Raw genomic sequence first — 12,589 nt, 5'->3', positions numbered from 1 at the left:
GAAACGATTATATCAGCACTTCGCGTCGCCTTTGCGGTCCAACACGGCAGAAACGCGCATTTTTCGTAAATTCTTTACTTTACAGGGCCCTTTCCCTGCCGCATCCATGCGCTAGCTAACGCTGCCGCACCGAAACACCGTAGGAGGGATCATGGCCAAACAGAAAGTCGCAATGCTGACCGCCGGAGGCCTGGCGCCCTGTCTTTCGTCCGCCGTCGGCGGCCTTATCGAACGCTACAGCGACGTCGCGCCCGAGCTCGAAATCGTCGCTTACAAGTCGGGCTACCAGGGTGTGCTCCTCGGCGACAGCATCGAGATCACCCGCGCGATGCGCGAAAAGGCGCCGCTGCTGCACCGCTACGGCGGCTCGCCGATCGGCAACAGCCGCGTCAAGCTCACCAATGCCGCCGACTGCGTCAAGCGCGGCCTGGTCAAGGAAGGCGAGAATCCGCTGCGGGTCGCCGCCGAACGCCTCGCCAATGACGGCATCACCATTCTCCACACGATCGGCGGCGACGACACCAACACCACAGCCGCCGACCTTGCCGCCTACCTCGCCGCCAACGGCTACGATCTCACCGTCGTCGGCCTGCCGAAGACTGTCGACAATGACGTCGTGCCGATCCGCCAATCGCTCGGCGCCTGGACGGCCGCCGAAGTCGGCGCGCATTTCTTCGACAATGTCGGCAACGAGCAGACGGCCGCCCCCCGCACCCTCGTCATCCATGAAGTCATGGGCCGCCATTGCGGCTGGCTGACGGCCGCCACCGCCCGCGCCTATCTGCAGCGCACCAGCCGCAACCAGTATGTCGACGGCCTGATGATGGACGCGCACCTGAAGAGTATCGACGCCGTCTACCTGCCTGAGATGGCCTTCGACCTCGACGCCGAGGCCGCCCGGCTGAAGGAAAGCATGGACCGCAACGGCCACGCCACGGTCTTCGTCTCGGAAGGCGCCTGCCTCGATGCCATCGTCGCCGAGCGCGAAGCCGCCGGCGAGACCGTCAAGCGCGATGCTTTCGGCCATGTGAAAATCGACACGATCAATGTCGGCGCCTGGTTCCAGAAACAGTTCGCCAATCTGCTCGACGCCGAGCGTTCCCTGGTGCAGAAATCAGGTTATTTCGCCCGCTCGGCGCCGGCCAACGGCGATGACCTCAGGCTGATCCAGAGCATGGTCGACCTCGCCGTCGAAAGCGCGCTCAATAAAGTCTCCGGCGTCACCGGCCATGATGAAGGCCAGAACGGTAAATTGCGCACTATAGAATTCCCGCGCATCAAGGGCGGCAAGGCTTTTGACCTTTCGACGGCATGGTTTGCCGAAGTCATGGACAATATAGGCCAGAAATACAAAGAAGCGTGATTGACGGATGGTTAATATGATGTCTTTGCTTGTTCCTGAGGAATAGGAGGAGACACCATGTCACTTGAAGCTTGGCTCGCTTTTGCGGCCGCATCCGCCATCATGCTGGCCATACCGGGGCCGACGATACTGCTCGTCGTTTCCTATGCGCTCGGTCATGGGCGCCGGACGGCGTTCGCGACGGTGGGCGGCGTGGCGCTTGGTGACTTCACGGCGATGACGGCTTCTCTCTTCGGTCTCGGCGCCGTCCTGGCCGCCTCCGCGACCCTCTTCACCGTCTTGAAGTGGATCGGCGGCGCCTACCTGATCTGGCTGGGAATCAAGCTCTGGCGGGCTCCCATCATCGGCGAACCGGTTGCCGACAACGACAACCTGCCGGAGGAGAAGTCGCTCAAGATCTTCCTCCACGCCTATGTCGTCACCGCTCTCAATCCGAAGAGCATCATCTTCTTCGTCGCCTTCGTGCCGCAGTTCCTCAATCCGGCCCTGCCCTTCGTCGGGCAGATGGCGATCATGGAAGCGACCTTCCTCGTGCTGGCGATCCTCAACGCTTCCACTTACGCCTTTCTCGCCCATAGCGCGCGCGGACTGATTCGCAAGGCGAGCATCCAGCGCACCGTAAACCGAACCGGAGGCACTCTGCTGATCGCTGCAGGGGCCGTAACGGCGGGGTATCGCCGTATTGCAGCTTAGAAATATTCCGAAATATTCCGTGGTTGCCGGAATGCCACGAATAGGTTAATGGGGTCACCAGGGCTTAAGGCTTTTGGTAACTTTTATACGCTGCCGGGGCGGCGCGATTTCACGAAAGTGGCGGAATGGTAGCGATCGGATTATCCGGCCTGAAACGCAGTCTTGTCGTCTCGACGATACTCTGCGGCGTGATGACGGGATGTACGAGCGTCGAATACACGTCCCAGGCCGAACTGACGGCCGCCCAGACCGTCGTGCCGATGCCGAAACCCGGCGAAGATGCAACACTCGCCGCGATCCCGACAGCCGAAGGCACAGCCGGTCAGTCGGTTGCAGGCGCCACCATTCCACAGACATCCCCCTCCCTGACCGCAACGGCGATGCCGGCCGTGACAGCCTCCCAGCCTGGCGATCTTACCATGCAGCCGGCAGCTTATGCGCAGATCCCGCTGACGCCCGAGATGACGGCGATCCAGTCCGTCGTGCCGACGCCGCGTCCGGGAACGCCGGCACAGCCGACGACGCAGCTTGCCTTTGCCGCGACACCGCAAAACAGCGCGCTTGCAGCACTTGCCGCAGTCGACACCACGCCACGTGCCAGCATGGACTACGGTTTTGACGAATCCGGGCCGATCGATCCGCCGACCGCACCCCCGATGTTCAGCGACGACGACAAAGACGATGCGCCGACCGTCGAGAAGAGCTTTGTCACCAAGCTCATCCAGAAATATTCGAAAATCTACGAAATTCCCGAGACCCTGCTCCATCGCGTCGTCCATCGCGAGAGCCGCTATAATGCCAAGGCCTACAACAAGCGCGGCTATTTCGGCCTCATGCAGATCAAGTACAACACCGCCAAGTCCATGGGCTATGACGGTGCCCCGGGCGGCCTCTTCGATGCCGAGACCAACATTAAATTTGCCGCGAAATATCTGCGCGGCGCCTGGCTCGTCTCCGACAGTAAGGAAGACGACGCCGTTCGCCTTTACGCGCGCGGTTATTATTACGACGCCAAGCGCAAGGGCATGACCGACATCGCCCAAGGTAACTACTGAAACCGGGCAATTGCTGAAGCAGGGATGCCGACTGAAACGGCGGCCTATGGCTGCGGCTGGGCTTGTCGGAGCGATCCGGCCTGCTGCTGCGCGCCCGATTGCGGCAGGGCCGTCAGGATCGCCTTCAGCAGCGTCTGCGGCTGGTAGTCGAGCCGGCTCGGTGTCAGGCCAAGCCTGACGACCACCAGATTGGCGGAAGGCACGATTGCCACGCTCTGCCCGTCGTGCCCCGTCAGCCAGAATGTATCCTCAGGCAGCCCGGCCCCAGCGCTCGAGCCGCGGCCGGGCGCCAGCCAGGCCTGGCCCTGCGTATACCGCCCGTTCGAAGCCGCCGTCGGGGTGCGCATGGCGCCGACAAAACCCTCCGGCAACAGTCGCTGGCCGTTCCACACGCCGTCCTGCAGCAGGAACTGCCCGAAGCGCGCCCAGTCATGCGCCGTCGCATAAAGATAGGAGCTTCCGGCGAACGTGCCGCGCGCATCGAGTTCGAACACGGCGCTCGTCATGCCGAGCGGGGCAAACAACGCGTCGTGCGGATAGGAAAAAGCCGCCTGAGCATTGCCGACCCTGTCCATCCAGATGCGCGAGAGCAGCACGGCCGTGCCGCTCGAATAGCGGAAGCGTTGGCCGGGTGCTGCCTCCATCGGTGCATTGGCCGGCAGCGATACCATGTCGGGATCGAGATAGAGCATGCGCGTCACATCGGCGACGTCGCCATAATTCTCGTTGAAGGCAAGGCCGCTCTCCATGCCGAGCAGATCGGAAACCTTGATCTTGGCACGCGCATCGTTCTTCCACTGCGCCAGCAGGTTATCGTCGTCGAAAGAGATCTTGCCGCCGAGCATCAGCCGGCCGAGGATCGCCGCATTCACTGTCTTCGTCATCGACCAGCCGATCAGCGGCGTCTTCGCCGAGAAGCCGGGGCCATAGGCCTCAGTGACGATGCGGCCATTGCGCACCACCACGATCGCCCGCATTGCCGGGCCGGCAACTCCGGCATCGGAAAGCAGCGCGGCGATCTTCCCGTCCGCCGGATTGCCGGTCCCCTCGCCCTCCGGCCACAAGGCGTCGTTCGCCTGCATCTTGGCCGGCGGATCGAACGGCGCAGCCTTCGCGGCCGCCTCGAAATTGCCGTCCGGCACGCTCGTACAGCCGAAAGCACCGCGATAAAGCGCATAACTCGGCGCAAACAGCCCCATGAAGCGCGCCGTCACACGGTCGTTGTCGCGGTCGACGCTGACGCGCAACAGCCGCAGCAGCGGATTTCCAGGCGCCTGGACATCGTCATGGAGAACATCCTCCGCCTCCCGGCCAGCGATGAAGACATTGGAGCAGACGATCTTGGCGGCATAACCGTCGCCGACGCGCAGCAGCTCCGGCGGCCGGATGAACAGCCAGCCGGCGGCAGTGATGACGAGGAGAACGAGAAGGAGAGCAAGCGCCTTCAGGATACGCAGGACAAATCGCATGAAATTCCTCCATGCCGGGAGAGAAGCAGGAATCGCACGCGCCGGAAAGGGGTCGAAGCGAAGAAGAGCGATCCTGCCGATCACTTTCCCAGGAGAGCCATCCCGGTCGCTTTCCCGAGGAGGTCGAAGTCCCAGGAACGGCGCGCCCACAGCCCGCGTCATCAAACTGTAGCAGAGGCGCGCTACACGCCCTGAACGCTAAAAAGGTGACAGACTCATGTCAGAATTTGCACCGGATGCCGGCTTCCGCAAGAACCGGAAACTCAAGGACGCCCTTCTTCGCCATAAGGCTTTTTCGAAGGATGGCTTTTCCGAGCGTCTCTTCGGCCTTCTCTTCTCCGGCCTCGTCTATCCGCAGATCTGGGAGGATCCGGATCTCGACATGCAGGCGATGGAGCTGAAGCCAAACCATCGCATCGTCACCATCGGCTCCGGCGGCTGCAACATGCTCGCCTATCTCTCCAAAGCGCCGGCCTCGATCGACGTCGTCGATCTCAACCCGCATCACATCGCGCTGAATCGCCTGAAGCTTGCCGCCTTCAAGCACCTTCCCGGCCATGCCGATCTCGTCCGCTTCCTGGCAATGCCGAACGAGAAGTCGAACAGCCGCGCCTACGACCAGCATCTCGCCGCCCGTCTCGACGAGGCGACCCGCAGCTACTGGAACGGCCGCAAGTTCGGCCGTCGCCGCGTCACGGTCTTCGACCGCAACATTTACGAAACGGGCCTGCTCGGCCGCTTCATCGGCGCCGCCCACCTTCTTGCCCGCCTGCATGGCGTCAAGCTGCGCGAGATGACCAAGACCCGCTCGATCCGCGAGCAGCGCCAGTTCTTCGACGAACAGATCGCGCCGCTCTTCGAAAAGCCGGTCGTGCGCTGGATCACCGGCCGCAAGAGCTCGCTCTTCGGCCTCGGCATTCCGCCGCAGCAATATGATGAACTCGCAAGCCTTGCCGCCGATCATTCGATCGCGCCGGTGCTGAAGCACCGCTTGGAAAAGCTCGCCTGTCATTTCCCGATGAGCGACAACTATTTCGCCTGGCAGGCCTTCGGCCGCCGTTACGGCACCGAAGCGGAAGGCCCGCTGCCGACCTATCTGAAGTCTGAGCACTATCAGGTGATCCGCGCCAATGTCGACCGCGTCAACGTTCACCACGCAAGCTTCACCGAGCTTCTGGCCCGCGAGCCGGCCGCCTCACGCGACCGCTACATCCTGCTCGACGCACAGGACTGGATGACGGACGAGCAGCTGAACGACGTCTGGACGGAAATCACCCGCACGGCGCGCGAAGGCGCCCGCGTGATCTTCCGCACCGCCGCCGAAAAAAGCATCATCGAAGGCCGCCTGGCTCCGGCGATCCGCGACCAGTGGGATTACTTCGAAGAGAAGTCGCGTGAGCTGACCGCGCTCGATCGCTCGGCAATCTATGGCGGCTTCCACATTTACGGGAAGAAGGCGTGAGCAAGGTCGGCACTGAGACGGCAGGACAGAGCGATGAACATGCCAGCCTGATGGATGGCATGTACCGCTACCAGCGCCATATCTACGACCTGACCCGCAAATATTATCTTCTCGGCCGCGACAGCACGATCCGCAACCTCGACGTGCCCGAAGGCGGCACGCTGCTTGAAGTCGGCTGCGGCACGGGGCGCAACATGGCTTTCGCCCATAGGCATTTCCCGACCGCCAAGCTGTTCGGCCTCGACATTTCCCAGGAAATGCTGATTTCGGCGCGCAAGACCTTCGCCACCAAGGCGACGATCCCGGAATTCCGCGTCGCCGACGCCACGGCGTTCACACCGCGTGAATTCGGCGTCAGCGGCTTCGACCGCATCCTGATTTCCTATGCCCTGTCGATGATCCCGGACTGGGAGCGCGCCGTCGATGCATCGATCGCTGCCCTCAATCCCGGCGGCCGGCTGCACATCGTCGATTTCGGCCAGCAGGAAGGCTTGCCGGGCTGGTTCCGGCGCATGCTGCAGTCCTGGCTTGCGAAATTCCACGTCACCCCGCGCCCCGATCTGCGCGAGGTCCTGGAAGCGCAAGCCCATGAAAACAACGCGACATTGTTGTTCGATACCGTCGGCGGCGGTTATGCCTGGCGGGCAGCTATTATCAGCAAGCGCTCATAATTCGCTTGAAACTAACCGATTTTTTACGTTGATATGATGAAAAGAGGGTTATCCTCTGCTGACTCGTCTTTTTCTAAGGTCAGGTTGTGGGGCAAAGAGATCATTCGAGCTACGACGGGACGCCCATGCGCCGGCTTTTGTTTTGCGTTTTGCCCTTGGCCGTCCTTTTGGCCGGCTGCAGTTCCTCCGGTTATGACTACCTCGAAACGGCCTCGATCAAGCCGAAGACGCGCTTCAAGGACACCGATCCCCAGGATTTCGGTCCGAAGCATCCGCAGCAGAACCAGGTCCACGGCATCGATATCTCCAAATGGCAGGGCGATATCGATTGGCGCACGGTAAAGAATTCTGGTGTCGCCTTCGCCTTCATCAAGGCGACCGAAGGCAAGGACAGGGTCGATTCGCGCTTCGACGAATACTGGCGAGAAGCCCGCGCCGCCGGCATCCCGCACGCCCCCTATCATTTCTACTATTTCTGCTCCTCCGCCGATCAGCAGGCCGACTGGTTCATCCGCAACGTGCCGAAGGAGGCCATGCGCCTGCCGCCGGTGCTCGACGTCGAATGGAACGCCGAATCGAAGACCTGCCGCTACCGTCCCGACGCTGAAACGGTGCGCGCCGAAATGCAGCGTTTCATGGACCGGCTGGAGGCCTATTACGGCAAGCGCCCGATCATCTATACCTCGGTCGATTTCCACCGCGAAAATCTCGCCGGCTACTTCCAGGATTATCATTTCTGGGTCCGTTCGGTGGCAAAACACCCCGAGGTGACCTATTCCGACCGCCGCTGGGCCTTCTGGCAATATACCTCGACCGGCGTTATTCCCGGCATCAGTGGGCCGACCGATATCAATGTCTTTGCCGGCAGCGCAAAGAACTGGAACAATTGGGTCGCTGCCGTTTCCAAGGATAGAAATTCTTAGTAACGTCTTGCGATGTTTCTTGCTTCCGTCACATTCCTCTGTGAAAGCGACGGCAATCTGTTTGATATAAGGACCGCATCCATGCACCGCTCGCTCGCAAGCCGCTCTGCACTCGCCCTTCTGTTTGCCCTCGCCCTCGCAGGCGGCGCGGCCGCCCAGCAGGCGCCGGGCGCAGCCCCGGCAGCAGCGCCCTGCGGCGGCGATCTGTCCGCCTTCCTCGAAGGCGTGAAGAAAGATGCCGTCGCAGCCAGCGCCAGTGCGGCAGCCGCCGACGAGGCCTTCGCCGGCGCCGAGATCGACCCCAAGGTGCTGAGCCGGGATCGTGCCCAGGGCGTCTTCAAGCAGACCTTCCTCGAATTCTCCCAGCGCACCGTCAGCCAGGCCCGCCTCGACATCGGCCGCCAGAAGATGAAGCAATATGCCGACGTCTTTGCCCGCGCCGAGCAGGAATTCGGCGTCCCCCCCGGCGTCATCACCGCCTTCTGGGCGATGGAAACCGATTTCGGCGCCGTCCAGGGCGATTTCAACACCCGCAACGCTCTTGTGACGCTGTCTCATGATTGCCGCCGCCCGGAACTCTTCCGTCCGCAGCTGATCGCCCTTATCGAGATGGTCCAGCATGGCGACCTCGACCCCGCCACCAATACCGGCGCCTGGGCCGGCGAGATCGGCCAGGTGCAGATGCTGCCGCGCGACATCATTGCCTATGGCATGGATGGCGACGGTGACGGCCATGTCCGCCTGAAACAGAGCAGCCCGGACGCTATCCTGACGGCGGCGAAATTCATCCAGCACCTCGGCTTCGAGCGCGGCCAGCCCTGGCTGCAGGAAGTGACCGTGCCCGATGACCTGCCCTTTGAGAAATCCGGTCTTGGCGGCACGATGAAGGCCGCCGAATGGTTCGCACTCGGCGTCAAGCCGCGCGACGGCAATACCGCCTTCGGTAACCTCGAAGGCGACCTCGTGCTGCCGCAGGGCCGCATGGGACCGGCTTTCATCGCCTATCCCAATTTCAAGATCTATCTCGAATGGAACAAGTCGTTCATCTACACGACCTCGGCCGCCTATTTCGGAACGCGCCTTTCGGGCGCCGAACCCTATCTCAAGGGCGTGCCGGAACAGGGGCTTGCCAGCGACCAGATGAAGGCGCTGCAGACCAAGCTTCAGTCGCTCGGCCATGATGTCGGTGAGATCGATGGCATCCTCGGCTCCGGCACGCGTGTCGCGATCCAGAAGGAACAGCAGCGCCTCGGCATGCCGGCCGACGGCTGGGCGACGCCTGCCCTTCTCGACGCCCTCTGATCCTAAAGCATGCCGCGCAAAAGTGTGCAGCGGTTTTGCGACAACGGCATGCGTAAAAACAAAGAGCTAAATCGCGACGAGCGAATCCGAAAGATCGCGACGCGCTTTAGCTGACGCCCTGCCGCCGCCCGCTTCGCAAGAAACGGGTGGCGCCGTTCGCCGCCTGCGCTAAAGCATCAAGCGAGCGGTTTGCGAGGGAGGAATCGGCGTGGACAACAGAATGAATGCCTGGACCTGGGGTCTGCTGGTCCTGCTCGGCCTGATCTGGGGCGCCTCCTTCTTCTTTGCCCGCATTGCCGTCCAGCACGTGCCGCCGCTGACTCTCGTCTTCTTCAGGCTGCTGCTCGCGGCGCTGGCGCTGCATATCTATATCGCCGGCCGTTTCGACTTCTATGCGATCCTCAAGGCCCGCTGGCGCGAACTCCTGATCCTCGGGCTCATAAACAATGCCCTGCCGCATGCGCTGATCTTCTTCGGCCAGACCCGGATCGGGGCCGGTCTTGCAGCGATCCTGAATGCGACGACGCCGATCTGGACCGTGCTCATCGCCAACTACTTCACCTCAGACGAGAAGCTGTCGCCGGCAAAGATCGCCGGCTGCCTGGTCGGGCTGGCCGGAACGATCGTGCTGATCGGCCCCGGCATGTCGGCCGGCGGCCAAGCCCCGCTTTGGGCGCTGCTTCTTCCCGTGCTTGCCGCGATCTCCTATGGTTTCGCCGCCACTTATGGCAAACGGTTCAAGAATGTTCCCGCCCCCGTTACCGCAGCCGGCCAGTTGACTGCCTCTTCGCTGATTGCGCTGCCGCTGTCGCTGCTGGCCGATCGCCCATGGGCGCTTGCCGCACCGCCGCTCGATGCCCTCCTAGCCGTCCTGGCACTGGCGCTGCTGTCGACCGCCTTCGGCTACATCCTCTATTTCCGGATCATGGCGGCGGCCGGCGCCACCAATGCCTCGCTCGTCACCCTGCTAGTGCCGCCGAGCGCCATCCTTCTCGGCGTGCTCTTCCTCGGCGAAAGGCTCGCACTGAGCGAGTTTGCCGGCATGGCGCTGATCGGTTTCGGCCTCGTCATTCTCGACGGCCGCGCCTATCGCCTGCTGGCGAAAGCTGTTTGAACCGGTTGCGCATGTTTTCAACCGGTTGCCGATCCGCCATGTTTTAGACGCATAGGTAAATCCACAATCGCCTGATTTAACGGCATGTTAAATTGTGTGAACAAAAATTTGTTGAGAATTATTGATTTATTTCAAAGGCTTGCGAGAGCACTATTCGACTTATCCACCGAACCCTTCTGCAGCGCAGCATAAGATCTGCTTCCCAACCGACATATTTCAGACATATTATTGGCCGGTTAACGCGAGGAGACAGACATGGGACTCACGCAATCCTTGAATGTTCTGTTGGTCAGTGCAGCGTTTGCTTTCGTCTTGTCCATGCTCTTCATCTGAGCTGGCCGACGAAAGTGTAATGACTGATAGTGCCTAAACTCCTGAATAGCTGATCAATCCGCCAACGAAAAAGCGCATGTCCCGCCCGACATGCGCTTTTCACTTTTACAGCGCCGCGCGTCTTTCAGACGCGCAAAGATCAGGCGGCTGCGCCAGCACTTTTTGTTTGCCGGCGGGAGAGGCCGAGATTGTCGAGCACGGCGGAAACCAGCGGCGCACGGTTCATCGTATAGAGATGAAAGTCGTGGATGCCGCGCCGGACGAGATCTTCGATCTGTTCGGCAGCGACTTCGGCGGCGACCTTCGCCCGCTCCTCGGGCTTGTCGTCGAAGCCTGTGAAGCGCTCGTCGAGAAAGGCGGGGATAACAGTGCCGCAGGCCCCGGCGAAGCGCTTCAGCTGCGTCAGGTTCTGGATCGGCATGATGCCGGGCACGACAGGGATCGAGATGCCGGCGCCGCGCACCCGTTCCAGGTAGCGCTCGAAATTGTCGTTGTCGAAGAAGAACTGCGTCAGTGCCCGATCGGCGCCATTGTCGGCCTTGCGCTTCAGCATGTCGATATCGGCCGCCGTATCGCGGCTCTCCGGGTGTTTTTCCGGATAGGCGGAAACCGAAATCTCGAAATCGCCGATTTCCTTCAGGCCGGCCACCAGCTCCGCCGCATTGGCATATCCGCCGGGATGCGGCTGGTAGGGCACGCCGGCACCACCGGGCGCATCGCCGCGCAGCGCCACAAAATGCGTCACGCCGGCTTTGCGGAACGTGTCGACCACCTGATGCGTCTCTTCCTTCGTCGCGCCGACGCAGGTGAGATGCGAGGCGGTGGCAAGCGGCGTCTGCGACAGGAACCGCGTGACGGCGGTCAGCGTCGGCGCTCTGGTGGTGCCGCCGGCGCCATAGGTTACCGACACGAAATCCGGGTCCCAGTCCTGCAGTTCGCTGACGGTATGCCAGAGCTGCCCTTCCATCTCCTCCGATTTCGGCGGGAAAAATTCGAAAGAGACCCTGATGTTGCGGCCGCGCGCATCGTTTTTCAAAGCCATGTCATACCCTCCCGGCAAATGTAGGTTCGGCGCCTTCGCTCGTCTGCGAAGCCATGAGGCGCCTCGGATCGCGCGCGAGCCAGACGGTGACCGTCAACCCCTGCCCGCTTTGCTGACCCGGATGAAGATCGACGACCTGCTCGACGTCGAGCCCGGCCTTGCGCAACCAGTCGGACATCGCCTGGTGGGAAAAACCGAGACGGACATGCGCATGCTCGCCGCGGAGATATTCGAGCGTGTGCGGCGCAAGGTCGATGACCACGAGCCGGCCGCCCGGCCGGAGCATGCGCGCCGCTTCCGCGATCGCAATCTCCGGCTGATCGAAGAAATGCAGCACCTGATGGATCGTCACCAGATCGAAATCCTGTCCCTCGAAAGGCAGGTTCAGGATATCGGCGTGGCGCACGGTGGCCTTGGTGATGCGGGACTTGTCAAGATTGGCGCGTGCCACGCTCAGCATGTCGCGGCTGGCGTCGACGCCGGTCGCCCGGCGGTAGAGCCCGGACAGGAGTTCGAGGATGCGGCCGGTGCCGGTGCCGAGATCGAGCAGCGAATCGATCGGCTGGCTGCCGAGCAGCCGGATGACGGCAGCGTCGACCTCCTCATCGGCCGCATGCAGGCGGCGAAGCTCGTCCCATTCGGCCGCGTTGCGGCTGAAATAAGCCTGCGCCCGCTCGGCGCGCTGCCGCTTGACCTGCGAAAGCCGCTCGCCGTCACGAAGGATGGTCGGATCGTTCTCGGAAACATGCTTCAGCAACGCCCGCACCAGCATGGCTGCCTTACCGTCCTGCTTGAGGCGGAAATAGGCCCAGGCGCCCTCCTGGTAGCGTTCGATCAGTTCGGCCTCGCCAAGCAGCTTCAAGTGGCGCGAGATGCGGGGCTGGGATTGGCCGAGAATTTCGGTAAGATCGGTCACCGTCAGATCGCCGCCGTCAAGAAGTGCCAGAAGACGCAGGCGCGTGGGCTCGCCGGCCGCCTTCAAGACGTCCACCAGCGCATCCAGTCCAAGCTTCAAGGGTTCGCTCATCTTCGATCCAATCAAGATATAAAGATATCTTTATGTGATTTGAAAAGCGGTGGCAAGCGTGAATTCGCTCTCTCCACGAAATTGCCTGCTCAAATTGCGACAGAGCCAGACATGAAAAAGCCCCGGCCGAACCGG

11 protein-coding genes are annotated in these 12,589 nt (G+C 61.9%); 8 read left to right on the top strand and 3 right to left on the bottom strand.

Annotated elements, in window-relative coordinates; translation table 11 throughout:
- Window positions 1-151: 151 nt before the first annotated feature.
- The 3 genes from GR198_RS29970 (at window position 152) to GR198_RS29960 (ending at window position 3,111) form a co-directional block, all read left to right on the top strand.
- Window positions 152-1,363 carry a pyrophosphate--fructose-6-phosphate 1-phosphotransferase gene (locus tag GR198_RS29970; RefSeq protein ID WP_029873407.1) on the top strand — a complete coding sequence of 404 codons (1,212 nt, stop codon included), beginning with the start codon at window positions 152-154 and terminating at the stop codon, window positions 1,361-1,363.
- A gap of 57 nt (window positions 1,364-1,420) precedes the next feature.
- A complete protein-coding gene (locus tag GR198_RS29965) occupies window positions 1,421-2,056 on the top strand; it encodes a LysE family translocator (RefSeq protein ID WP_029873406.1) in 636 nt (211 codons plus the stop codon).
- A 125-nt stretch (window positions 2,057-2,181) separates the two neighbouring features.
- Window positions 2,182-3,111, top strand: coding sequence for a lytic transglycosylase domain-containing protein (locus tag GR198_RS29960; RefSeq protein ID WP_029873405.1), 930 nt, complete (start codon window positions 2,182-2,184; stop codon window positions 3,109-3,111).
- Between the two features lie 44 nt (window positions 3,112-3,155).
- On the opposite strand, the gene GR198_RS29955 is transcribed toward GR198_RS29960, so the two are convergent.
- Window positions 3,156-4,580, bottom strand: coding sequence for a serine hydrolase domain-containing protein (locus GR198_RS29955; RefSeq protein WP_029873404.1), 1,425 nt, complete (start codon window positions 4,578-4,580; stop codon window positions 3,156-3,158).
- Between the two features lie 217 nt (window positions 4,581-4,797).
- On the opposite strand from GR198_RS29955, the gene GR198_RS29950 reads away from it, so the two are divergent.
- From GR198_RS29950 to GR198_RS29930, 5 genes are all read left to right on the top strand, one after another.
- Window positions 4,798-6,042, top strand: a complete 1,245-nt coding sequence (locus tag GR198_RS29950) for a DUF3419 family protein (RefSeq protein ID WP_020050852.1) — start codon at window positions 4,798-4,800, stop codon at window positions 6,040-6,042.
- Window positions 6,039-6,713 carry a class I SAM-dependent methyltransferase gene (locus GR198_RS29945; protein WP_029873403.1) on the top strand — a complete coding sequence of 225 codons (675 nt, stop codon included), beginning with the start codon at window positions 6,039-6,041 and terminating at the stop codon, window positions 6,711-6,713. The genes GR198_RS29950 and GR198_RS29945 overlap by 4 nt, the downstream gene beginning before the upstream one ends.
- A 125-nt stretch (window positions 6,714-6,838) precedes the next feature.
- Window positions 6,839-7,636 carry a glycoside hydrolase family 25 protein gene (locus GR198_RS29940; protein ID WP_029873402.1) on the top strand — a complete coding sequence of 266 codons (798 nt, stop codon included), beginning with the start codon at window positions 6,839-6,841 and terminating at the stop codon, window positions 7,634-7,636.
- A gap of 81 nt (window positions 7,637-7,717) precedes the next feature.
- The gene (locus tag GR198_RS29935; RefSeq protein ID WP_029873401.1) at window positions 7,718-8,938 is read left to right on the top strand and encodes a lytic murein transglycosylase; all 1,221 of its coding nucleotides are present in this window, start codon (window positions 7,718-7,720) and stop codon (window positions 8,936-8,938) included.
- A gap of 208 nt (window positions 8,939-9,146) precedes the next feature.
- Window positions 9,147-10,052: a DMT family transporter gene (locus tag GR198_RS29930; RefSeq protein WP_029873400.1), complete on the top strand. Its 906-nt coding sequence runs from the start codon at window positions 9,147-9,149 to the stop codon at window positions 10,050-10,052.
- A 472-nt stretch (window positions 10,053-10,524) separates the two neighbouring features.
- Here the strand turns inward: GR198_RS29930 and metF are convergent, their stop codons facing one another.
- On the bottom strand, window positions 10,525-11,427 hold the full coding sequence (metF, locus tag GR198_RS29925; RefSeq protein ID WP_029873399.1) for a methylenetetrahydrofolate reductase [NAD(P)H]: 903 nt from the start codon (window positions 11,425-11,427) through the stop codon (window positions 10,525-10,527).
- Between the two features lies 1 nt (window position 11,428).
- Complete coding sequence (locus GR198_RS29920; protein WP_029873398.1) at window positions 11,429-12,454, bottom strand: ArsR/SmtB family transcription factor; 1,026 nt, start codon at window positions 12,452-12,454, stop codon at window positions 11,429-11,431.
- Window positions 12,455-12,589 lie beyond the last annotated feature (135 nt).

The organism is Rhizobium leguminosarum (genome assembly GCF_010668065.1).
GTDB classification, from domain to species: Bacteria; Pseudomonadota; Alphaproteobacteria; order Rhizobiales; family Rhizobiaceae; genus Rhizobium; species Rhizobium leguminosarum_S.
The sequence above is the reverse complement of the archived record's forward strand: the minus strand, read 5'-3'. Positions and strand labels throughout refer to the sequence as shown.

What these genes read in the sequence shown, in the direction of transcription:
- GR198_RS29955 (WP_029873404.1), bottom strand. Translation starts at nt 4,580, where the DNA reads ATGCGATTTGTCCTGCGTATCCTGAAGGCGCTTGCTCTCCTTCTCGTT.
- GR198_RS29960 (WP_029873405.1), top strand. Translation starts at nt 2,182, where the DNA reads ATGGTAGCGATCGGATTATCCGGCCTGAAACGCAGTCTTGTCGTCTCG.
- GR198_RS29970 (WP_029873407.1), top strand. Translation starts at nt 152, where the DNA reads ATGGCCAAACAGAAAGTCGCAATGCTGACCGCCGGAGGCCTGGCGCCC.
- GR198_RS29965 (WP_029873406.1), top strand. Translation starts at nt 1,421, where the DNA reads ATGTCACTTGAAGCTTGGCTCGCTTTTGCGGCCGCATCCGCCATCATG.
- GR198_RS29950 (WP_020050852.1), top strand. Translation starts at nt 4,798, where the DNA reads ATGTCAGAATTTGCACCGGATGCCGGCTTCCGCAAGAACCGGAAACTC.
- GR198_RS29940 (WP_029873402.1), top strand. Translation starts at nt 6,839, where the DNA reads ATGCGCCGGCTTTTGTTTTGCGTTTTGCCCTTGGCCGTCCTTTTGGCC.
- GR198_RS29935 (WP_029873401.1), top strand. Translation starts at nt 7,718, where the DNA reads ATGCACCGCTCGCTCGCAAGCCGCTCTGCACTCGCCCTTCTGTTTGCC.
- GR198_RS29920 (WP_029873398.1), bottom strand. Translation starts at nt 12,454, where the DNA reads ATGAGCGAACCCTTGAAGCTTGGACTGGATGCGCTGGTGGACGTCTTG.
- metF (WP_029873399.1), bottom strand. Translation starts at nt 11,427, where the DNA reads ATGGCTTTGAAAAACGATGCGCGCGGCCGCAACATCAGGGTCTCTTTC.